This window comes from Frischella perrara (assembly GCF_000807275.1).
GTDB lineage: Bacteria > Pseudomonadota > Gammaproteobacteria > Enterobacterales > Orbaceae > Frischella > Frischella perrara.
Genome location: NZ_CP009056.1, coordinates 1470481 through 1493597, shown reverse-complemented (window position 1 = coordinate 1493597; position 23117 = coordinate 1470481). Strand labels below are relative to the sequence as shown.

Here is a 23117-nt window from a genome sequence, read left to right as displayed (position 1 = left end):
AGAGCATGAGTCATGATTGAAGCAGATCGCTTAATATCCCCAACAGGTAAAAAAGAAGAAGAAACGATAGATCGAGCTATCCGTCCTAAGTATCTTGACGAGTACATAGGTCAACCTCATGTCCGCGAACAGATGAAAATATTTATTCAAGCTGCCAAGCATAGGGGGGATGCATTAGACCATTTATTAATATTCGGTCCACCGGGTTTAGGTAAAACGACATTAGCTAATATTGTTGCCAATGAACTTAATGTCAATCTAAGAACAACTTCCGGACCCGTTCTCGAAAAAGCGGGTGATTTAGCCGCCATGTTGACTAATTTAGAACCCCATGACGTATTATTTATTGATGAAATACATCGCTTATCACCTGTTGTTGAAGAGATACTTTATCCTGCTATGGAAGATTATCAGCTGGATATAATGATCGGAGAAGGGCCGGCGGCTCGCTCCATAAAAATTGATTTACCTCCTTTTACCTTAATTGGTGCAACAACACGTGCAGGATCATTAACATCTCCATTACGTGATCGTTTTGGCATAGTTCAACGATTAGAATTTTATCAAGTTGAGGATCTAGAATATATTGTTAATCGTAGCGCTAAATTTCTAGGTATGGATTTATCTTTAGAAGGCGCTCACCAGATAGCAAAACGTTCAAGAGGTACGCCTCGAATCGCTAATCGTCTGTTAAGACGAGTCCGTGATTTTGCTGATGTCAAATCAAATGGTGTTGTGGATTGTGAAATCGCTACTCGTGCATTAGATATGTTAGATGTAGATGTGGAAGGATTTGATTTTATGGACCGTAAATTATTATTGACCATCATTGAAAAATTTATGGGAGGACCGGTTGGATTGGATAATCTTGCGGCAGCAATCGGTGAAGAACGTGAAACTATTGAAGATGTTCTAGAGCCATTTTTAATTCAGCAAGGTTATATCCAACGAACACCACGAGGTCGTCTTGCAACCCCACATGCTTATCGGCATTTTGGAATCATTTATCAAGATAATAAATAGAGTTAGTAGGTTAGATATTATCTTATGATATTTTTAATTAACAAAAGTAATGGTATCAAAATATCTGTCACTTAAAAGTGAGACAATTCTAGCGCAAATTTAAGATATATTTGAAAAAACGTTAAATTTATAAGACGATAATAAATTCTAAACAGCCTATTAGAATCAATCACGATTAATACTTATTATACGAATATTATGTAAGTGTTATTCCCTTAAAACAGCAACTATAATTGTGATTAATTATATTTAATCAATTATTAATAATTTTACCATTGTATGACAATGTAATAGCTTATTAAGTATAGATTTTATAAAATACGTCACACATTGTGATGGTTAAACCATCAATAATAATTTTAGCTAACCTATTTATAAGAAGAATTTATTATGAGATTTTTCATTGCCGTTTTATTAGTCAGTGGCTTACTTACTGCCTGTGGTTTGAAAGGTTCACTGCATTCACCTGAAAATCAGACAACTCAGGTATCATCATCTGTCTCAAATGGAGTTGAGTAATGGATTTCTTGAATTACCGTAGTGGAAAACTGTATGCTTTAGACTATCCTGTTGAAGCATTGGCAGAACAATATGGCACTCCTTTATATATTTATAATGAAGATTATATAAAAAATCGGTGGATTAAATATGATCAAGCGTTAAATAACCGTAAACATCTAATTTGCTATGCAATTAAAGCCAATAGTAATTTAGCAATTTTGCATTCATTGGCAAAGTTAGGTGCTGGATTCGATATTGTATCACAAGGTGAATTAGAAAGAGTATTACATGCTGGTGCTGATCCCAAGAAGATCGTTTTTTCAGGTGTCGCAAAGTCAGTTACCGAAATTGAACGAGCATTAAATGTAGGTATAAAGTGTTTTAATGTTGAATCAGAAGCTGAGCTTTATCGTATTCAGGCTATAGCAAAACAGTTGAATAAAATAGCCCCTATATCATTACGTATCAATCCTGATGTTGATGCTAAAACGCACCCCTATATATCGACTGGTTTACGGGAAAATAAATTTGGTATTAGCTATCAATTAGCCTATGACGTTTATCGTGCTGCTGCCGAGTTATCACATATTTCTATTGAAGGCATTGATTGTCATATAGGATCGCAATTAACTGAGTTATCGCCTTTTTTAGATAGTGCAGATCGAATTATTGCCTTATTTGAACAATTAAAATTAGATGGCATCCATATCAAGCACATTGATTTTGGAGGGGGTTTAGGTGTCTGTTATAAAAACGAACAACCACTCGAAATCGTTGATTTGGTTAATGCAATAAGTGAAAAATTAGTTAATTATCCTGAAGTTGAAATATTATTCGAACCAGGACGATCTATAGTGGCTAATGCGGGACTATTAGTCACTAAGGTAGAATATACTAAACATCAGGACGACAATCACTTTGCTATTGTTGATGCAGGGATGAATGACTTAATTCGCCCAGCTTTATATAATGCATGGATGAACATAATTCCTGTTAATAAACATGAGAGCAATGAAACGCCATATTCTTATAACATCGTTGGTCCGATCTGCGAATCAAGTGATGTACTAGGTAAAAACCGACAATTAGCAATTAAACAAGATGATTTACTTGCAATTTGTGGGGCAGGGGCTTACGGGTTTAGTATGGCATCCAATTACAATAGTCACCCAAGACCCGCAGAGGTAATGATTAATAGTCTTGAACATCGATTAATTAGAAAACGTGAAACATTTCAGTCACTTTGGGACGGTGAGACGATTTAACGGTTTTACCCGTGACCATATTCCATGTTTTTTTATATACATCTCAAGAATATTAAGTAATTCTTCTATTGCTTAATGTTCTTTTTTATCCTTTATTTTCAATGAATCCCTCGAAAGATAATCATTAAAACATATCATCAAGCAATAAAATCTCACCAAATTGTATTTTAACTCATTAATAGCTAGTTATAGCAGTCACTGATATAATAATTCAATCAATATAGAATGAAAACGTATTGCATACGTAAAGTGAGATTAGTATGAATTTTTCTAAAATGCATGGATTGGGCAATGACTTTATGGTTATTGATGGCATTACGCAAAATGTTCATTTATCCTCTGAATCAATAAAACGATTAGCTAACCGACATACAGGGATTGGTTTTGATCAGCTTTTATTAGTAGAACCGCCCTATAACCCAGACGCTGATTTTCATTACCGTATTTTTAATGCCGATGGTAGTGAAGTTGAGCAGTGTGGAAATGGTGCACGATGTTTTGCGCGTTTTGTTCGTCTTAAAGGATTAATTAAGAAAAATGTCCTAAAAGTTAGTACTCAAAAGGGACTGATTACACTTACTGTTAATTCAGATGAAACAGTTCGTGTTAACATGGGCTCGCCTGTATTTGCGCCGAGTAAAGTGCCTTTTAAAGCAATAAAGGAAGAAAAAACTTATATCATTCGTACTCAAGATCAGACTACTTTATGTGGTGTGGTATCAATGGGCAATCCACACTGTGTTATACAAGTCGATGATGTGGTAACTGCACCCGTTACAACCTTAGGTTCTGTATTGGAAACGCACGAACGTTTTCCTGAAAAGGCAAACATTGGTTTTATGCAAATTATAGATCGACGCAACATCAAACTAAGAGTATTCGAGCGTGGTGTAGGTGAAACACAAGCTTGTGGAACTGGAGCATGTGCAGCCGTTGCCGTAGGCATTAATCAAGGATTACTTGATAATAAAGTGAGTGTTAATTTACCGGGTGGAGAGTTACTCATTGAATGGCAAGGTGGAAATTCTCCACTATTTATGACAGGCTCTGCAACTCATGTTTATGATGGGTTTATTGCCTTATAGTATAATGATTAAATAAGGATTCCCCATTGAAATCTAAGCAACCACAATCAACGCAACAATCAAAACAGTCAATAACTACCGTACGTAAAAAACAGCGTAAGCAGAAGCACATTAAAAACACCAATGCACGCCATATTTTAAATGATGAATTGGTTCATCAATATTTAATTGAGAATCCTGATTTTTTCATACGTAATGCTCAACAAATTGCGGACTTAGTTATTCCACATCCAGTAAGAGGGGCAATATCTTTACCTGAGTGGCAGCTAGCGCGTCAACGTATTAGAATTCAAGAGCTTGAAACAGAAATTACGCTACTAATGGAGCAAGCAAGCTTTAATCAAAAACTGTTTGAATCCTTAATAGAATTATTCATGGTATTATTACAAGCAGATAGTTTTTCTGAATTCATTAAGCGATTAGATGGTTGGGCTAAATCAATGGGACTTACTGGTGCCTATTTGTATCTTTTTGATAATAAATGGCAAGTTTCTCCCCCTTCTAATTACTATTCATATGCACTCTCACCCAATAAGTTTGATTTTATTCGTGTTCGTCATTTACAATACCATTTTCAATATCTGGGTCAGCTTAATACTACCGAACTAGAATTACTAATAACCGATACCCAGTTTGTCGGTTCTGTGGCTATGACTTTACTAGGTGAATATGGAGATCTCGGCGTATTAGTTTTTGCTAGTCGCCATAAAGATCATTATCAAGCCGGTCAAGGGACATTTTTATTAGAAAAATTAAGTAAAGTTTTACCCTTATTTATTGAAAAATGGGTACATCGAAAATAGATAGCCAGAAAATAGATAACCAGAAAATAGATAATCAAAGTAAGCAAATTCGGATTAATGTGTAAAAATTATTGGGTAAGACGTGAAAGAGCAAGCAGAAAATACATTTCAATATAACGAAGCACTTAGCAAACCTGTTGAGCAATTTTTGCTATATTTGAAATCTGAACGTCAGCTAAGTGTTCATACTCAAAGTAATTATCTCCGGCAACTTTACGTTATTATTAAACATGCTATGGAATTAGAAATTTCATGTTGGAGCAATGTAGATCCTTCGGTAGTACGCATGTTTGTTTCTCGCAGTAAACGTGATGGACTAAGCACCAGTAGTATTGCGTTGCGATTATCTGCATTGCGAAGTTTTTTTAACTGGATGGTAAAACAGGGAGATTTAACAGCTAATCCAGTTACAGGCGTATCGAACCCAAAGCAAGCTCGTCATTTACCCAAAAATATTGAGATTGATGATATTAATCAACTAATGAATATAGATCGGAATGATGTGCTGTCTATCAGAGATCGAACTATGCTTGAATTAATGTATGGTTCAGGTTTACGTTTATCTGAGTTGATAGGTCTCGATTGCAAAGTATTGAATTTGATAGATTTTGAAATTCGAGTATTAGGTAAAGGTAGTAAGGAAAGAAAATTACCTCTTGGTGGTGAATCTGTTAAATGGTTAAAACAGTGGTTAGCCGTTCGTCCATTACTCTCGCCTGAAAATGATGCGCTATTTATTTCAAAGTTGGGTAAGCGAATATCACACCGAAATGTACAAAAACGTTTTGAACAATGGGGAATAAAGCAAGGACTTCGTATACACATCAATCCACATAAATTACGACATTCATTTGCAACGCATATGTTGGAATCCAGCGGTGATCTTAGAGCTGTTCAAGAATTACTAGGTCATGCTGATTTATCGACAACTCAAATCTATACGCATCTTGATTTCGCTCATCTTGCTGAGGTCTATGATTCAGCCCATCCGCGATCAAAAAGGGGAAAAATTTAATGCATTGTTATCGTCGAATTAATCCAATTCAAGCCATTACTTTTGATCTTGATGATACACTTTATGACAATGTTCCCCATATGGAACAAGCCTTAAATGCCATGATGAAAGAAATACAGAAAGTCGATGGTTTACAACAAGCAACGCTTAGTGAATTTGATAAAATTAAACATGCACTAACCATTGACGATCCATCTATCTATCATGATGTAACGCGATGGCGAACAAAAAGTATATATCAATTTTTAAAAGTAAATGGAATTAACGATTCTCAAATCATTAATAACATCACTGATAATGCTATGAATGCATTTATTTATTGGCGCAATCAAATCAATGTACCTCAAGCATCGCTAAATCTTTTAGAAAAACTGGCAGAGCGCTACCCATTAGCCATCATATCCAACGGTAATGCGGATGTTAATAAAATTGGGTTAAGCGATTATTTTCAGTTTTCATTACGTTCTGGGGTAGATGGATTATCCAAACCATATAGTGATATGTTTCATTTAGCTAGCCATCGATTAAAAATCAATCCAGAGCATATATTACATGTTGGTGATAATTTAAATACTGATGTTATTGGCGCAATAAACAGTGGAATGATGGCTTGCTGGTTACAAATCTCACATATTAATATTTATCAACAACCTGAAACTCGACTGTTGCCGCATTTTTCAATAACTGATTTGTTCGAATTGAATTTTTTGTTATAATATTTATAACTATTATGCATTTAAAGTCTGTTATATCTTGTTTATTTTAATGACAAGATATACTTTTTTAAGCATATCTAATGCCATCTTATCGCGATTTATAATGTGTTGTTAAAGATTATAAATCGCCAATTCACAATAAAAAAATGATGAAAAAGTCCTTATTGATTGATTTAAACACAGAACAAAATAACGCAGTTACAACCGATAGCCAGTATTCTTTAGTACTAGCAGGAGCGGGGAGTGGTAAAACTCGCGTGCTGGTACATCGTATCGCTTGGTTGTGTATTGAAAAACACTACCCAACTAATTCGATTTTTGCGGTTACGTTTACTAATAAAGCGGCAGCTGAAATGCAAGAACGTATTGAAGCGTTAGTTGGGGAAGGTCATTTAAATGGTATGTGGGTTGGAACATTTCATGGTTTGACTCATCGTTTATTGCGTATTTTTGCTAGACAAGCTGGGTTGCCAAGTAATTTCCAATTGATTGATACTGAAGATCAAAATCGATTAGTAAAACGTATTTTCCGAGAGTTAAAGATTGACGAAAAGCAATGGTCAGCAAAAGAATGCGCAGGATTTATTTCTAGCCAAAAAGAAAATGGCTTACGACCTCATCAAATTATAATTGATAGCCCAAAATCAGCGATGTGGCAAAAAGTATATCTGGATTATCAAGCAATATGTGATCGTTTAGGCTATGTTGATTTCTCCGAGTTGATATTAAGAACTTATGAGTTATTAAAGCGCGATCGTGAGGTATTAGAATATTGTCATAAACGTTTCACCAATATTTTAGTTGATGAATTTCAAGATACCAATTTAATACAATATCAATTAGTCAAAATTCTTGCAGGCCATACGGCTAATATCATGATTGTCGGGGATGATGACCAATCAATTTATAGTTGGCGCGGAGCTAATGCCGATAATTTACAATTATTTATAAATGATTATCCAGATACTGAAATTATTCGCTTAGAACAAAATTATCGTTCAACCGGTAATATTTTAGCGGTTGCTAATCACCTTATAGCTAACAACCGCAATCGATTAGGTAAAAACTTATGGACTGAAAGTGAAAAGGGTGAGCAAATCGCCATTTATGTTGGTTTTAATGATATTGATGAAGCCCGTTTTGTCATTGGTCAAATCAAAAAATACTATGATGATGGTGCTAAATATAAAGATTGTGCGATTTTATATCGTAATAATTCGCAATCTCGTTTATTAGAAGATACACTTTTGCAATCGTCTATTCCTTACCAAATTTATGGCTCAATTCGCTTTTATGAACGTCAGGAAGTCAAGCTAGCGCTAGCGTATTTACGCTTTATTCATGATCACGATAACGATAATGCTTATGAACTTATTATAAATACCCCAACACGTGGTATTGGCGATGTGACTTTAAATAAAGTACGCAATCTAGCAAAACAACGTCAACAATCATTATGGAAAACAACGATTGACCTTTTAGGATTGAATATACTAACTGCTCGACAACGTTCAGGTCTTGCTCGTTTTGTTGAGTTAATCCAATCAATTCATGAACAAGTTGAAACACTACCATTTTATCAGCAACTGGAACAAATGATTAAACATTCTGGTATTTATGAAATGTATGAACAAGAAGCAGGCATAAAAGGTCAATCCCGCCTTGAAAACTTGGATGAATTGATCAGTGCTGCAGAACAATTTTATCAACAATATATTAAAAACAATCAACTAACTGAAATTGTTGACGTGCAAGATGGAAGAACATTAAACGTTTTAGAAGCCTTTTTAGCCTACACTTCTTTAGAAGGAAAAGAGAGCAAAAAAAATAGTGATGCAGTACAGTTGATGACGTTACATTCAGCTAAAGGACTTGAATTTGATCATGTATTTATTGTTGGTTTAGAAGAAGGAATCTTTCCTGCACAGCGATCTATTAGTGATATGCAGAGAATGGAAGAAGAGCGCCGATTAGCTTATGTTGGCATTACTCGAGCGCGAAAGAAACTGACACTGACAATGTGTGAAATTAGGCGTTTATATGGTAAAGAAGAGCGGAATTTGCCGTCTCGTTTTTTAGCTGAGTTACCCGAAGAATTACTGCAAGATGTAAGCTATCGTGGTGGGATTAATTTTACAACTGCTGATACAAATCATTATGATAATATTGCTAATAAAGAACAAAATAAGCAATTTATTGAACAGCGTCGTAATGCCTTTATCAAAAGCCAGTCTGAGAATGAGGGATATACTTTAGGCCGAAAAGTCATTCATAAGCGATTTGGTGAAGGTACCATTATTAATATTGATGGTGAAGGTGAACATAAGCGCGTACAAATTGCTTTTGTTAATGAAGGGGTCAAATGGTTAGTTATCAAACTTGCAAATTTAACGTTAGCTTAAATTAAAGTCATTTAATGTAAAAATAATAAAAATAATATTGCTATTTTACCGATTCGTTTTATCTTATAAAGATTTTTATATCAGTATCAGATATTAATAATACAAGATATGGTAATTTTTTATAATTTTAGTGTAATTAGCATTAGCTTTAAATATAAGCATAAGCAACTGATTAAATAATTCTAAAGACAGTAATTATAATAATATAGTCATTGCTAGTCTAAATATCTTATTCTTGTTGTATCTTTGTTTGAGCATTTTTTCAGGATATTAATAATATGCGTTTAATTGGTTTTATAATAAGTCTATTTTTATTATCGTTCCCTCTGTCAATGAATTTACAAGCTAAGCAAAATAAAAGTATTTATGGACTATATGAACAGGTACATATTAAAGAATTAGGAAATGTTGCAATTAAAGCCAAACTTGATACTGGAGCGTTAACTTCTTCGTTTAGTGCTACAAATGTGGCCATTTTTAACAAAAATGGCCAACCATGGGTTAGATTCCAACCACAAGTCGAAGGATTAAATTTGCCAACAATTGAAAAACCATTAATTAGATATAGTAAGATTAAAACAAGAAATGATGATATTCGTGATGATGAAGACAAATCTCATACTCAACGACCCGTCGTTAAGCTAAATGTTTGCTTTGATGGGCAAGTTCATGAAATTGAAGTTAATTTAACTGATCGGTCACGTTTTAATTACCCTCTTCTAATAGCACGTACAGCTTTAGTGCAATTCAAAGCTATTGTTGATCCGAGTTTAAGATATAAAGCCAAATCGGATTGTTCACTGTAAATATTTTATAGGTGAGTTTTATCATGCGTTCATTAACCATGCATTTAAAAATTATTATTACAATTTTATTAGTATTAGGTGTCTCGATTCTGTCCTATCAAATTTTCGTACTTAAAACACCACTTACGGAGAAAGAGGTAGACAATTTATGGACTATTGATGCTAGAGTTAATTTTGAAGTTAAGGGAAGCAAGCCTGTTAATATTGAATTTTATATTCCACCAAAAGGCGGTGATTACACGGTATCTAATGAATTATTTTTAGCAAGTGGTTATGGTCAAAATATCACTAACTTGCCTTATAATCGCCAAGTAACTTGGTCTGCTAGATCAGTATCCGGACAGCAAACTTTATTTTATCGCTTAAATCTCACTAAACGTTATTCGGACGCTACAGCAAACAATATTAAAGGCGATATGTGGCGCTCACCCATTTCGGTTGTTGGCGCCAAGAAAGATGCAGTTGAACGTCTAGTTAAAGAGATCAGAAGTAAATCTGCTAATATATCTTCATTTATTACTACAACCATTAATATAATCAATGATCCTAATAACAGTGATGTACAATTGATTTTAAATGGCAATAATTCCTTAGAAAATAGAGTTAATGCCATTGAATTAGTTTTATCTCACGCTTACATTCCCATTCAATTAGTTCATACTTTACAATTAAGTAAATCAACCAATCAGAACCTGAATCTATGGATTCGCAGTTATATTGAACCAAGTAAGAGCATTGATAATCGTGATAGTACTATAAATGGATCCAATGGTAATTGGTATTATTTTAATCCTTCAAATGGAGACATAGGATTACCGGATGACCAAATGGTCTGGTGGATAGGTAATGATGATATTATTAAAGCCGATAATGCGAGCAGAGCAAGAGTGAATTTTAGTTTAGCAAATAGTGAATTAACTGCTATTCATTTAGCTAAGTTAACACCCGACAGTAATAATTTAACTGAATATTCCTTTTATACTTTACCTATCACAACCCAATTGGCTTATCAAGTTATGCTAATGATTCCTTTTGGTGTATTAATGATATTGTTATTACGGAATATAATTGGCGTTAATACTTTAGGAACCTTTACCCCTGTGCTTATTGCACTAGCATTTAGAGAAACCGGTTTGATATTCGGATTAGTATTTTTCTCAATAATCGTATTTTTTGGATTATTATTACGTTCTTATTTAGAACATTTGAAATTGCAGATGCTCCCAAGACTATCGGTGGTACTCACGTTCGTAGTTATGTTAATCATATTTACTGGTTTATTAAGTCACAAATTAGGTTTTGAGCAAGGCTTATCTGTATCACTATTCCCAATGGTAATCCTCACAATGACAATTGAACGATTATCCATAACATGGGAAGAGCGAGGTGCTAATTTCGCCCTAAAAGTGGCACTAGGAACACTAATAACAGCATCTTTAGCATATGGAATAATGGGCTTTAAGCCATTGATTTATTGGGTGTTCACCTTCCCATCAATTCTATTAATATTGATCAGTTTTATGTTAGCAATGGGGCGCTATCGTGGTTATCGATTATTAGAATTATTTCGCTTTCAAGCAATGTTGAAATAGTGAGAAGAAAAGATGATCTCATTAATTAATACGTGGAAGAATCTTAGAAAAAAAGGCGTTATGGGAATCAATCAACGTAATGCAGATTATATTTTAAAATATAATAATCGTCGTAATTATCCCTATGTTGATGACAAGATTCTTACCAAAATGCGAGCTATTGAAGCGGGTATCAGTGTACCTGAAATGTATGGGATAATTCGAACCGAACATGATATTTCAAAATTTGATGAAATTATAAAGGATCATCGTGATTTCGTAATAAAACCTGCTCAAGGTTCAGGAGGCGATGGCATTATCGTTATCGCTGATCGTTACGAAAAAGATCGTTTTAAAACCGTATCGGGTAAATTGGTATTACATAGTGAATTGGAATACCAATTATCTAATATTATTACTGGCTTATATTCACTTGGTGGTATGCGTGATAATGCTATTGTTGAATATCGTGTTAAGCCAGATCCTATTTTTAAAAGCATCAGTTATGAAGGTGTTCCTGATATTCGGATTATTGTGTTATTAGGATACCCTATTATGGCAATGTTACGCTTACCAACACGGCAATCAAATGGTAAGGCAAATCTCCATCAAGGTGCGATTGGTGTAGGTGTTGATTTAGCTACCGGGATAACTTTAAATGGTTCTTGGTTTAATGAGCAAATTTCAAGGCATCCAGATACAGACAATATTGTAAGTAATATTCAATTACCTCTTTGGCCTAAGTTTATTGAATTAGCGACTCGTTGTTATGAACTAGTAGATCTTGGTTATATAGGTGTTGATCTAGTTTTAGATAAAGACAAAGGCCCACTAATATTAGAACTTAATGCAAGACCAGGTTTAAATATCCAAATTGCAAATGATGTGGGTTTACATCAAAGAGCAAGTATCGTTGAACAGCATATTGCTGAATTAAAAAAAGCAAATAAAACAGAAACGGTTCAACAGCGTATCAAATTTTCGATGAAACATTTCTCCGTCTTAGGAGGACGGTAAGCAATAGATTTGTAATATGGATTTTATAAATCTTTACATAAGCTATTTCAGCTAAAGTTGTAATAATTAAAGGTGCTATTTCATGATTGCTGATCAAGCCAAAGACATATTACAAAACATATTTGGTTATAAAACTTTTCGCCATAAGCAGCTACAAATTATTGAGTCTATAATGGCTGGTGAAGATAATCTAGTCATAATGCCAACTGGTGGAGGAAAATCGTTGTGTTATCAAATTCCAGCTCTGTTATGTTCTGGCATAACCATTGTGATTTCACCATTAATCGCATTAATGAAAGATCAAGTTGATCAATTAGCGGCCTTTGGAATTAAAGCTGCTTATTTAAATTCAATGTTATCTAATGAAGAACAGCGTGAAGTTATACGTCAATATAGCTGTAATGAAATAAAAATGTTATATATTGCGCCAGAGCGCCTTGTAACATCAATGTTTTCAGCAATTATACAACAATATCCTCCTGCCTTAATTAGTATTGATGAAGCACACTGTATTTCACAATGGGGACATGATTTTCGTCCTGAATATCTCCAAATTGGTAGTTTTAAAACTAGATTCCCTCAAGTTCCTGTAATTGCATTGACAGCAACAGCCGATGAGATGACTCGTAAAGATATCATTGAACGGCTCAATCTAAATAACCCCAATATTCATATTAGCAGTTTTGATCGACCCAATATTCGTTATACCGTAATGGAACGTAATGATCAGATCAAACAAATTACCGATTTCTTAGCACTACAAGCAGGACAAAGTGGCATTATTTATTGTTCGAGCCGAGCTAAAGTAGAAAACATGGCAACCAAATTATCTTTGAAAGGATTCTCGGTAATGGTTTATCATGCTGGATTAACACGAGCAGAGCGCGCCAAAGCGCAAGAGCGCTTTTTAAAAGATCAAATTCAAATTATGATAGCCACAATTGCATTTGGGATGGGAATTAATAAATCTAATGTTCGATTTGTAATTCATGCGGATGCACCTCGTACCATTGAAGCCTATTACCAAGAAACCGGACGAGCCGGTAGAGATGGTCTACCTGCTGAGGCATTATTACTATATAATTTGCGCGATTTCAATTGGTTTAAAGAGTTAATTGCACAAAAAGAAGATGGATTTCAAAAGCAAATTGAAACCGTAAAAATCAACGAAATGGAAGCTTATACACAAGCAGAAACTTGTCGACGAACAATATTACTGAATTACTTTGGTGAGAACCATGATGGTTCCTGTCATAATTGTGATATTTGCCTTTATCCTCCGAAACATTATGATGCCCTAATTGATGCACAAAAAATCTTATCTTGTATCTATCGAATTGAACAACGTTTTGGTTCTCAATATGTTGTCGATGTATTAAGAGGCTCTAAAAGAGCGGCAATTATAGATAATGGTCACTATAAATTATCGGTATTTGGTATTGGAAAATCGGAATCATCTCATCATTGGATGAGCTTAATCCGACAATTGATTCATCGCGGTTATATAAAACAGAATTTTGCGACGTTCTCAACATTATATCTTACAGAAGCGGCAAGAACGATATTTCGTGGAGAATCTCCTTTAATGATGGTTAAACCAAGTGTAAAAATATCAAATATAGATCAACAAAAACGCAACGCAAAATCCACATTACAATCGGCATTGTTATCTGATGAAGAACGAGTATTGTTTGCAAGTTTAAAGAAATTACGTAAAACCATCGCCGAAAGAGAAGATGTGGCACCTTTTATCATTTTTAGCGATAGAACCTTACTTGAAATGGTGCAGATTCTTCCTGAAAGAGAACAGGATCTTTTATCTGTAAGCGGAATAGGAAAAGTAAAATTGGAAAAATATGGTGATTTATTCCTCAAAGAAATTCGAGGTTTTATTAATAACTATTATTGATAAATGATTTATTGTTACCAATTCGGTGATTATTAATATAATATTCAATAAGTTATAGACCATACATCATAATTTGATTGACTAATCAATTTAGATGCCAAATGGGCGCACAAATTTCCTCTAGACGAATTTAAATAAATAAGACACAATATTTAAAATTTTAAGTTTAATGAAATAAACAAGGACTTTAATTATGTTAAAAGAACAAATGGTAGTTAAGAATAGTACGGGTCTTCACGCACGTCCTGTTACCACTTTAGTTAAATTAGCGGGTCGTTATAAAAGTAATATTGAACTAATTTATAACGATAAAACCATTAAAATGAAAAGTATGATGGGTTTACTTGGTGCAGGCGTTAAAGGTGGCTCTACTGTTGAAATCGTCTGTGATGGTGAAGACGAACAAGCTGCGATGGATGAAATCCGTGAATTATTTGCTACTGGATTTGGTGAATAATTATTAGTAATTAATGATCAAATGGGCAAGCTCATTTGATCATTCGTGTTTTCATTTTATTATTAACTTATTTTTCATTATTTTTCCTTTTTTCTATATTCACCAAAGTTAATAACACATCAAGATTTTAATCATATTAGAATTAAAAGACTATCATAAACGAGTTTTGATTAATTATTATTGAAGTCATTATGATGGAATAGGCGATTCAATTTTAATTTTCCACTTCCAAGAAACATCAGTGCTAATGCGATAAATGCCATAAATGCAGGATATTCCCAACCACCTCCAGGATTACTAAATGTCCAACCATTTACCGAATGAATTTGACTAATGGTGATCATTTCAATAACCGCTAATAGAGCAATTAATCGTGTGAAAAAACCAGCTAAGAGCAATATCCCTCCTCCAATTTCAAATGCAATGACTAGATAACCTAGCAAAGCTGGAAATCCTAACGATGTGAAATACGCTGCGGTACCTGATGGAGTAAAAACTAAGAGTTTGGTTAATCCATGAGCTAAATACATTACACCAAATGCAATTCTTATTATTAAAGTCGCTAAATCGACAGAACTGTTTTTTTTCATAATTTCCCCTCAAGTTAAATAAAATCAAAACGTTATAATTTATTTTATTATACTTATGAATAATAACAAGATAAATAATCTAATCTGATATCTAGTTTTAACTTAATAAATTACATGCCGTTAATAATGATAGTTTGTTTAGTAAAAAATGTTGTTCAGTAAAAAATGTAGTCTTGGTAATTTATTATGTTAATTTCCTTTTTATTCAGCCTACATAAAAGTGTTATACTAGCGCATTTATATATTTGTATTATTAGAACTATGCGAAATTATGATGTAGTTATTATTGGCGCTGGAGTGAGTGGGTTATTTGCAGCCTTAGGTCTGTCATCAACTAAAAAACGAGTTTTAGTGTTGGATGCCGGTCATTCTTTAACAGAGCGCTTATTATTACTAGGAGAAGATGTTGCTACTCATCAAACACAGGCTCGTTATTTAGGCTTTGGTGGATTAGGATTATCCGAAGGGAAATACAATTATACGAATGATTTTGGTGGAGAATTAGCTCAAAAGATTGGTGCGCAGCAGAGTATTAATTATCAGTTCCAAGTTGATCAACTTTTGTGTCAATTTGGTGCTGATCAACGACCTCTTTATAATACTTATAATGAAGAGCTTATGCAGCGAGCTCAACAATATGGATTTAAAGTACTTACCACGCAAACGCGACATTTAGGAACATCGCTATCAACATCAATATTTAAAAAATTAGCTCACCAACTAAATCAAAAAGTTGAGTTTCAATTCAATATTACCACCCAGGATATTGAACCAAATAATAATGGCATATTGTTGCAATTATCTAATGGTGAGATAATTCAAAGTAGACAGGTAATTATTGCCGTTGGAAATAGTGGTCTACCATGGTTGCAAACAATCGCACAAAAGTTAGAACTTAGTTATGGTGAAACACGACTCGATCTTGGATTTAGAATTGAAATGCATAATAAGCAATTGCAATCATTATTAGCTAACACCTTTGAAACCAAGCTTTTGTATCAAACGAAAAATTTTACCGGTTATACTTATTGCATGAATCCATCAGGGCGTGTAATTGCAAAATATCAGAACGGATTAGTCATGCCAGATGGACAAAACTGTTATGAAGTAGGTGAGAGTAGCAATCTTAATTTTACATTATTTATTCCCAAATGGTTTAAGCATCATCAAATAGCCCATAGTTATCTCCAACAAACAATAAACCACATAAATCAGGGTCAACAGCCGATTGCTTATCAACGATTACATACCATTGATGCGCGCTTTAAATTTAAAAAGCATCTAATAGAACCAACTTTAACTAAAGCAGAATTTGCTAATTTAGCTAGTTTAACACCCAATGATTACTTACAACAAACATGTGATTTTCTGTTTGCTCTACAAAGTTTAATAGGTGAGCCAATTGATGGAAATACTATATTATATGCGATGGATAGCAAATCTTACGCGCCTATAATACAAACTAATGATGATTTTGCCACTAAGGTTAATGGGCTTTATATTATAGGTGATAGCTCGGGTGTAAGCTGTTCATTATCACAAGCTGCGGCAACAGGGTTATATGTAGCTGATAAAATTAAAGAAAGCTACTGATAGTAACTAAAAAGTAGTTTCTGAAGGGGAAAAATAATAAAAAATAATTATTTTCAGTGTATTATAATTTTTGTCCAAGCCTTTTCGTACCATTGTTAAACACGATTATAATAATTATTACGATTAATATTTAAACAGCTAAATAATCAATTAAATAATCTTATTTTTATATATTGTAATTTTTGTTATAGTGGACAACTAATTGATAATGATAATAAGTCTCTTTTACGAAATGAGGTAATTGTATGTTGGTACGTCAACAGTTAGTTAAAACAATAAGTATAGCATTTTCCCTAATGTTAGCCGTTACTATGACAGGGTGTGATAATAAAAATTCTTCATCTGAAACGTCGCAAACATCTGATAATACGGCATCGGTAACGACTAAAACAATCACGATTGAACATGAACAGGGAACAACATCTGTACCCGTTAACCCTAAAAAAGTCGTAGTTTTAAATCCGGCTACACTTGATACGATGGATGCACTTGGTATTAACATTACCGCAGTTCCGCAAACTGATGCATCTTTACCTCCTTTTTTAAGTAAATACGAAAGTAGTGATTACCAAAATGCTGGTAGCTTATTTGAACCAAATTACGAAGCACTTAGCAATCTACAACCTGATTTAATCATTGCGGGTGGTCGTGCAAATGATGCTTATCAGAAATTAAACGAAATTGCGCCAACGGTTTCATTAACAATTGATAGCCATAATTTTTTACCAAGTTTGACTCAACGAGTTGAACAATTGGGACAGATTTTTGAAAAACAACAAGCCGCTGAAGAATTGATTAACCAGTTTAAACAAAAAGTAGCCACTGTTAAAGAAAAGGCAACAAATCAAGGTAATGCCATGGTTATACTAGTGACCGGCGGTAAAATGTCAGGTTATGGTCCGGGTTCACGCTTTGGTTTTATTTATGACGAATTAGGTTTTGCGCCTGCAACGACCTTTGCTAGTACAGGTCTTCATGGCAATGTGATTAATGCTGAGTTTTTACTTACAGTAAATCCTGACTGGTTATTTGTTATTGACCGTGATAATGCTATTGGTCGAACTGATTCACCATCTGCGAAACAGTTATTAGATAATGCTTTAATACATAAAACTAATGCATGGAAATATAACCATATTGTTTATTTAGATTCAGCCTCTATTTATATTGCCGGTGGTATTCAGACTTATAATATCTTACTTGACCAAGTCAGTGATGCGCTCGATCAAGCTTCGACTCAATCCGATGAGGATGTGGAAGATGAATCAGACGATACGGATGAGAATGTGATATATGATGAAGAACAAGATACAACGCAAGCTGATGAAATAACAATAGTAGGTCAAGAATAATTAATCTATGAAGTCAACTTACCTAATTATTGGTATCATAATTTTAATAGGCTTATCATTGATAAGCCTATTAACTGGTGTAACAAATATCTCTTTTCTAACCTTTATGACTGATTCAGATACGCGCGATATACTTTTTATCAGTCGTCTTCCTCGTACAATGGCTCTATTATTAGCCGGTAGTGCTATGAGTGTGGCCGGATTAATTATGCAATTGTTGACTCAAAACCGTTTTATCGAACCTTCTTTAGCAGGTACAACACAATCTGCAAGTTTGGGGTTATTGCTAGTCATGGTGTTTGTACCTGAGGCAACAATCTTCTTTAAAATGACAATTGCGAGTCTATTTGCTTTGGTTGGAACAGCGTTATTTATGATAATTTTGCGTAAGATAGTTCTAAAGTCAGCATTGATTGTACCATTAGTAGGAATCATGTTAGGAAGTGTCATCAGTGCTGTAACAATTTTTATCGCTATGTATTATGGTTTATTACAATCATTGTGGGCTTGGATATATGGTGGTGATTTTTCCGGCGTGCTTCAAGGACGTTATGAATTGTTATGGTTGGTTGGTTTCTTAACATTATTTGCATGTTGGGTAGCAGATAGTTTTACTGTTGCAGGTATGGGGCGAGAATTTGCTATAAACGTTGGTCTAAATTATCGTTCTGTCATGTTAATGGGTCTAACAGTCATTGCATTAGTAACCGGCATTGTGATTTCAGTAGTTGGATTATTACCATTTATTGGTTTAATTGTACCTAATTTGATCAGTATGATAATGGGAGACAATGTTCGCAAAACTATTCCTTACGTTTGTATCTTCGGTGCCGGTTTAGTTCTGGTGTGTGATATTATTGGCCGTATTGTTATTGCCCCCTTTGAAATACCAGCCAGCACTATTTTAGGTGGGATTGGTGCAATCATTTTTCTTTACTTACTAATTAAGCAAGCCAAATATGCAAAGCATTAAACACTATTTGACATTTTGGAAATCAAATTTTACATCAAAACAGCGCTTAGTACTGCTTTGTATTTTAGCGTGCATATTGATAAGTGTTTTCATGACGATTAATCTGGGAAATAATCTACATTATGTCTTAGTTCATCGAGGTTATATTCTTTTGACGATGATTATTGTGGCATTTTCAGCAAGTATTTCAACTGTGCTATTTCAAAGTGTTACTAATAATCGTATCTTAACGCCATCATTAATGGGGTTTGAAAGTCTATTTGTATTGATTCAAACACTAATTGTCTTTAGCTATAGCGGTAATGTTAGTTCATATTGGTTATTTAGCATTTTGAAATTTGTTATTGAGACAAGTTTACTCGTTGTGTTTTCGATATTGCTATATCAATGGATTTTTAAAGTTGTAAAATTTAACATTAATCTTGTGTTAATGATTGGTATTGTTCTAGGGGCACTATTTCGCAGTCTATCCACATTATTACAACGGTTACTCGATCCAAGCGAGTTCGCGATTTTACAAGGGCGGATCTTCGCTACTTTTACTCGTGCAGCGCCAGAGTTAATTTGGTTTTCTGTTTTTATTATTATAATCATCGGCTGGATTGTTTGGCGCAAACGTCATCTATTTGATGTATTAGCTTTAGGTCGAAGTCATGCAATTAATTTGGGACTGAATTTTTCGCGTGAAGTGATGGTGACGTTATTTTTAGTCTCGATTTTAGTCGCCATTGCTACGGCTTTAGTTGGTCCATTGACATTTTTAGGTTTAATGGTTGCAAATTTAGCTTATTTGCTAGCTGGAAGTTACCAACACCGATTTATATTACCTACCGCATTTTTATTGGCTGTCATTGCCTTAGTAGCCGGTCAACTTGTTTTAGAATATGCATTAAATATGTCAGGTACATTATCGGTAGTATTAGAATTTATTGGCGGTATCGTCTTCATTTATTTAATATTAAAAAGGTTCTAAAATGATCACCATTGATAACATTAGAAAACAATATGGCGATGCTGTCATCTTAGACAATATCACAACAACCATTCCAAATGGCGGTATTACTTCTATCATTGGCGCAAATGGAGCGGGTAAATCAACGTTATTATCTATCATAGGTCGATTATTACTAGCGGATTCTGGTAGAGTGCAAGTTGGCGATCTAGATGTTGTGACAACGAATAGTGCTGTGTTGGCAAAAAATTTGTCAATTCTACGACAAGAAAATCAATTCAATAGTCGATTAACAGTAGAAGAATTAGTAGGGTTTGGTCGATATCCATACAGCAAAGGAAGATTAACCACAAAAGATCTGGAGATAATTGACCAATCATTAGCATTCTTAAACTTATTGGATTTGCGACATCGCTTTTTAGACGAATTATCAGGTGGACAGCGACAACGGGCTTACGTTGCAATGGTTTTATGCCAAGATACCAATTATATATTGTTAGATGAACCGCTTAACAATCTTGATATGAAACATGCAGTTGCCATGATGAAACAGCTACGTTTAGCAGCCGATCAGTTAGGTAAAACCATTATTCTAGTCATTCATGATATTAATTTCGCTTCTGCATATTCTGATTATATTTTAGCCATGAAAAAAGGTGCACTTTGTTATCAGGGGCAACCTAAAGCGATTATGCAGGCCGATATTTTGCAAGATATATTTGATACGCCCTTATCTATCCATGAAGTCGCTGGGCAATTAATTGCGATGTATTATCAATAATGACAGAATCTAATAATACTCTTATTGAGTAAATCACTATCAAAAAATCATATTCAGTCAAATTTATGAAATGCTTATAAGGTTTATCAATCTATACTTCATTGATTTATCGTCATCAAATTCTTGATGACGATCTAATGAGCATTTAATTATTTAAGCATCACCTAAGAAACCACCGCTCTGATGTTTCCATAGTTGGGCATAAAGACCATTTAACGCTAACAATTCTTGATGGCTACCCTGTTCAATGATTTTACCTTGATCCAGTACTATTAAGCGATCCATGGCAGCGATAGTTGCCAAACGATGAGCAATGGCAATTACTGTTTTTCCTTCCATTAGTTGATATAAACTATGTTGGATGGCAAGTTCCACTTCTGAATCCAATGCACTCGTAGCTTCATCTAACAATAGAATTGGTGCATTTTTTAACATTACGCGGGCAATAGCAATTCGTTGCCGTTGTCCACCAGATAATTTTATTCCACGTTCGCCGACATAAGCATCATAGCCCATTCGACCTTGTGCATCACGTAAGGTGACAATAAATTTATCAGCTTCTGCTTGTTTCGCAGCTTGATACATTTGTTCTTCACTGGCGGTTGGATTACCATAAAGCAAATTTTCTCGTACCGAGCGATGCAGTAAAGAGGTATCTTGGGTAACCATACCAATTTGAGAACGCAGACTATCTTGTGTCACGTTACGAATATCTTGGTTATCAATGATAATTTGCCCGCTTTTTAGATCATAAAAACGTAGTAAGAGATTTATCAGAGTAGATTTACCTGCACCAGAACGACCGACTAAACCAATTTTTTCACCGGGTTTAATATTAAGATTTAGTTGCTCAATAATCGGATCATCTACACGATTATCATAATTAAAATTAACATCTTTAAATACGATATTACCTTTTGTTACTTTAAGTTCGCTAGCATTAGGTTTATCTTTGATTTCTTGATTGACAGAAAAAGTATTGATTCCATCTTTGACTACACCTATATTCTCAAATAGTGAAGTCATTTCCCACATTACCCAGTGTGATGTACCACTTAAACGTAAAGCCAGCGCAGTAGCAGCTGCGATTGCTCCTACACCTATCATGGAACTACTCCATAACCATAAGGACAGACCAAAAGTGCTTAAAAATAGACCAATATTTAGAATATGATTCACAATCTCAAAGCTACTAACTAAACGCATTTGCTTGTTAACGGTAACCAAAAAGCCATCCATTGATTCTTTAGCATAATTAGCTTCACTACCTGAATGTGAAAAGAGTTTTACTGTCATAATATTCGTATAAGCATCAGTAACGCGACCTGTCATCAGTGAACGGGCATCGGCTTGACGTTCAGCAATATTTCCTAAACGGGGTACGAAATAAATCATCGCTATCATGTAACAGAATAACCAACTGGTAAAAGGAATAAGTAACCAGATATTGAAGTCTGATAAAACTAACGACATAGTAAAGAAGTAGATAACAACATAAACTAAAATATCGGAAATCAAAAATATAGTATCGCGTACCGCCAATGCGGTCTGCATTACCTTTGCCGATACCCGACCGGCAAATTCATCCTGAAAAAACTGCATACTTTGATTGAGAACTAACCGATGTAAATTCCAACGTAAACGCATAGGGAAGTTGCCAGCTAACACTTGATGTTTGATAATCGTACCTAGCGCAACAAATAAAGTACTACCTGCAATAATGATTGCCAATATGATTAATGTACCCCCCTCTTTTTGCCACAACTCAAGAGGTGTCACGATACTTAATTTGTCTATTACTTTCCCAACAACAGCAAATAAAAAAGTCTCAAAAGCGCTGACAAAGGCACTAAAAAAGATTAATAATAAAATATAAAACCGAATACCTTTTGTCATTTGCCATAAAAATACAAACAGATTTTTAGCAACGGGTTGAGGATCATTATTAGGGTAGGGGTTAATTCGTTTTTCAAACCAGCGATACATCAGAAGATCCAATACAATATTAATTACAATTGTTTAGGATCATAAACTATAATGCAAGAGATGTTAATATAATGACCGAATAATAGGTGTTTTAATCTTGTTATTTTATTTATAAGTGGGATCATTTCAAACGCGATTATTCAGTGAGTTGTAGATACAAACCACGTGATTAGAATGGATAACAACAAATTTAGTAACATTTCAAATGTATTGATGAAATGATCAAGTTTTAGTTACAAATAATTTATAGTGTTGAATGAGATAAATTATAAATGATAAAGTCGATCATGAGGAAGGGTAGACCTATATACTGAACTATT

The 23117-nt window shown here is 34.2% G+C and carries 19 protein-coding genes and 1 pseudogene; 18 read left to right on the top strand and 2 right to left on the bottom strand.

Annotated features, from left to right (window positions below):
- The first annotated feature begins 12 nt into the window (after positions 1-12).
- From ruvB to FPB0191_RS06440, 13 genes are all read left to right on the top strand, one after another.
- Positions 13-1023, top strand: a complete 1011-nt coding sequence (gene ruvB, locus FPB0191_RS06495; protein WP_039104840.1) for a Holliday junction branch migration DNA helicase RuvB — start codon at positions 13-15, stop codon at positions 1021-1023.
- A gap of 390 nt (positions 1024-1413) precedes the next feature.
- Positions 1414-1542 carry an LPS translocon maturation chaperone LptM gene (gene lptM / locus FPB0191_RS12365; protein ID WP_219997444.1) on the top strand — a complete coding sequence of 43 codons (129 nt, stop codon included), beginning with the start codon at positions 1414-1416 and terminating at the stop codon, positions 1540-1542.
- Positions 1542-2789 carry a diaminopimelate decarboxylase gene (gene lysA, locus FPB0191_RS06490; protein WP_039104838.1) on the top strand — a complete coding sequence of 416 codons (1248 nt, stop codon included), beginning with the start codon at positions 1542-1544 and terminating at the stop codon, positions 2787-2789. Before lptM ends, lysA begins: the two co-directional genes overlap by 1 nt.
- 260 nt (positions 2790-3049) lie before the next feature.
- The gene (gene dapF / locus FPB0191_RS06485) at positions 3050-3874 is read left to right on the top strand and encodes a diaminopimelate epimerase (RefSeq protein WP_039104837.1); all 825 of its coding nucleotides are present in this window, start codon (positions 3050-3052) and stop codon (positions 3872-3874) included.
- Between the two features lie 26 nt (positions 3875-3900).
- The gene (locus FPB0191_RS06480) at positions 3901-4677 is read left to right on the top strand and encodes a DUF484 family protein (protein ID WP_202965322.1); all 777 of its coding nucleotides are present in this window, start codon (positions 3901-3903) and stop codon (positions 4675-4677) included.
- Positions 4678-4759: 82 nt separating this feature from the next.
- Positions 4760-5692, top strand: coding sequence for a tyrosine recombinase XerC (xerC, locus tag FPB0191_RS06475; protein WP_052236833.1), 933 nt, complete (start codon positions 4760-4762; stop codon positions 5690-5692).
- Complete coding sequence (yigB, locus tag FPB0191_RS06470; protein WP_039104835.1) at positions 5692-6408, top strand: 5-amino-6-(5-phospho-D-ribitylamino)uracil phosphatase YigB; 717 nt, start codon at positions 5692-5694, stop codon at positions 6406-6408. The genes xerC and yigB overlap by 1 nt, the downstream gene beginning before the upstream one ends.
- Before the next feature lie 149 nt (positions 6409-6557).
- Positions 6558-8810, top strand: a complete 2253-nt coding sequence (gene uvrD, locus FPB0191_RS06465; protein WP_110021788.1) for a DNA helicase II — start codon at positions 6558-6560, stop codon at positions 8808-8810.
- A gap of 278 nt (positions 8811-9088) precedes the next feature.
- Entirely contained in the window at positions 9089-9616 is a 528-nt protein-coding gene (locus FPB0191_RS06460) for an ATP-dependent zinc protease family protein (protein WP_039104831.1), read from the top strand.
- A gap of 23 nt (positions 9617-9639) precedes the next feature.
- Positions 9640-11208, top strand: coding sequence for a UUP1 family membrane protein (locus tag FPB0191_RS06455; protein WP_039104829.1), 1569 nt, complete (start codon positions 9640-9642; stop codon positions 11206-11208).
- Positions 11209-11220: 12 nt separating this feature from the next.
- On the top strand, positions 11221-12204 hold the full coding sequence (locus tag FPB0191_RS06450) for an alpha-L-glutamate ligase-like protein (protein ID WP_039104827.1): 984 nt from the start codon (positions 11221-11223) through the stop codon (positions 12202-12204).
- Between the two features lie 82 nt (positions 12205-12286).
- Positions 12287-14113, top strand: coding sequence for a DNA helicase RecQ (gene recQ, locus FPB0191_RS06445; protein WP_039104825.1), 1827 nt, complete (start codon positions 12287-12289; stop codon positions 14111-14113).
- A gap of 193 nt (positions 14114-14306) precedes the next feature.
- A complete protein-coding gene (locus tag FPB0191_RS06440) occupies positions 14307-14570 on the top strand; it encodes an HPr family phosphocarrier protein (protein ID WP_039104823.1) in 264 nt (87 codons plus the stop codon).
- 170 nt (positions 14571-14740) lie between these two features.
- Here the strand turns inward: FPB0191_RS06440 and FPB0191_RS06435 are convergent, their stop codons facing one another.
- Positions 14741-15160, bottom strand: a complete 420-nt coding sequence (locus FPB0191_RS06435; protein WP_039104822.1) for a DoxX family protein — start codon at positions 15158-15160, stop codon at positions 14741-14743.
- A gap of 261 nt (positions 15161-15421) precedes the next feature.
- On the opposite strand from FPB0191_RS06435, the gene FPB0191_RS06430 reads away from it, so the two are divergent.
- The 5 genes and pseudogenes from FPB0191_RS06430 (at position 15422) to FPB0191_RS06410 (ending at position 20811) form a co-directional block, all read left to right on the top strand.
- A complete protein-coding gene (locus FPB0191_RS06430) occupies positions 15422-16753 on the top strand; it encodes an NAD(P)/FAD-dependent oxidoreductase (RefSeq protein ID WP_039106793.1) in 1332 nt (443 codons plus the stop codon).
- Between the two features lie 245 nt (positions 16754-16998).
- Positions 16999-17982: pseudogene (locus tag FPB0191_RS06425) on the top strand (siderophore ABC transporter substrate-binding protein); the annotation flags it as partial.
- A 130-nt stretch (positions 17983-18112) separates the two neighbouring features.
- Entirely contained in the window at positions 18113-19078 is a 966-nt protein-coding gene (locus FPB0191_RS06420; RefSeq protein ID WP_039104820.1) for an ABC transporter permease, read from the top strand.
- Positions 19065-20051: an iron chelate uptake ABC transporter family permease subunit gene (locus tag FPB0191_RS06415; RefSeq protein WP_039104819.1), complete on the top strand. Its 987-nt coding sequence runs from the start codon at positions 19065-19067 to the stop codon at positions 20049-20051. Before FPB0191_RS06420 ends, FPB0191_RS06415 begins: the two co-directional genes overlap by 14 nt.
- Position 20052: 1 nt before the next feature.
- Positions 20053-20811 carry an iron ABC transporter ATP-binding protein gene (locus FPB0191_RS06410; RefSeq protein WP_039104818.1) on the top strand — a complete coding sequence of 253 codons (759 nt, stop codon included), beginning with the start codon at positions 20053-20055 and terminating at the stop codon, positions 20809-20811.
- Positions 20812-20964: 153 nt separating this feature from the next.
- Here the strand turns inward: FPB0191_RS06410 and FPB0191_RS06405 are convergent, their stop codons facing one another.
- Positions 20965-22797 carry an ABC transporter ATP-binding protein gene (locus tag FPB0191_RS06405; RefSeq protein WP_039104817.1) on the bottom strand — a complete coding sequence of 611 codons (1833 nt, stop codon included), beginning with the start codon at positions 22795-22797 and terminating at the stop codon, positions 20965-20967.
- Positions 22798-23117: the final 320 nt, after the last annotated feature.

What these genes read in the sequence shown, in the direction of transcription:
- ruvB (WP_039104840.1), top strand. Translation starts at nt 13, where the DNA reads ATGATTGAAGCAGATCGCTTAATATCCCCAACAGGTAAAAAAGAAGAA.
- lptM (WP_219997444.1), top strand. Translation starts at nt 1,414, where the DNA reads ATGAGATTTTTCATTGCCGTTTTATTAGTCAGTGGCTTACTTACTGCC.
- lysA (WP_039104838.1), top strand. Translation starts at nt 1,542, where the DNA reads ATGGATTTCTTGAATTACCGTAGTGGAAAACTGTATGCTTTAGACTAT.
- dapF (WP_039104837.1), top strand. Translation starts at nt 3,050, where the DNA reads ATGAATTTTTCTAAAATGCATGGATTGGGCAATGACTTTATGGTTATT.
- yigB (WP_039104835.1), top strand. Translation starts at nt 5,692, where the DNA reads ATGCATTGTTATCGTCGAATTAATCCAATTCAAGCCATTACTTTTGAT.
- uvrD (WP_110021788.1), top strand. Translation starts at nt 6,558, where the DNA reads ATGAAAAAGTCCTTATTGATTGATTTAAACACAGAACAAAATAACGCA.
- FPB0191_RS06460 (WP_039104831.1), top strand. Translation starts at nt 9,089, where the DNA reads ATGCGTTTAATTGGTTTTATAATAAGTCTATTTTTATTATCGTTCCCT.
- FPB0191_RS06455 (WP_039104829.1), top strand. Translation starts at nt 9,640, where the DNA reads ATGCGTTCATTAACCATGCATTTAAAAATTATTATTACAATTTTATTA.
- FPB0191_RS06450 (WP_039104827.1), top strand. Translation starts at nt 11,221, where the DNA reads ATGATCTCATTAATTAATACGTGGAAGAATCTTAGAAAAAAAGGCGTT.
- recQ (WP_039104825.1), top strand. Translation starts at nt 12,287, where the DNA reads ATGATTGCTGATCAAGCCAAAGACATATTACAAAACATATTTGGTTAT.
- FPB0191_RS06440 (WP_039104823.1), top strand. Translation starts at nt 14,307, where the DNA reads ATGTTAAAAGAACAAATGGTAGTTAAGAATAGTACGGGTCTTCACGCA.
- FPB0191_RS06435 (WP_039104822.1), bottom strand. Translation starts at nt 15,160, where the DNA reads ATGAAAAAAAACAGTTCTGTCGATTTAGCGACTTTAATAATAAGAATT.
- FPB0191_RS06430 (WP_039106793.1), top strand. Translation starts at nt 15,422, where the DNA reads ATGCGAAATTATGATGTAGTTATTATTGGCGCTGGAGTGAGTGGGTTA.
- FPB0191_RS06420 (WP_039104820.1), top strand. Translation starts at nt 18,113, where the DNA reads ATGAAGTCAACTTACCTAATTATTGGTATCATAATTTTAATAGGCTTA.
- FPB0191_RS06415 (WP_039104819.1), top strand. Translation starts at nt 19,065, where the DNA reads ATGCAAAGCATTAAACACTATTTGACATTTTGGAAATCAAATTTTACA.
- FPB0191_RS06410 (WP_039104818.1), top strand. Translation starts at nt 20,053, where the DNA reads ATGATCACCATTGATAACATTAGAAAACAATATGGCGATGCTGTCATC.
- FPB0191_RS06405 (WP_039104817.1), bottom strand. Translation starts at nt 22,797, where the DNA reads ATGTATCGCTGGTTTGAAAAACGAATTAACCCCTACCCTAATAATGAT.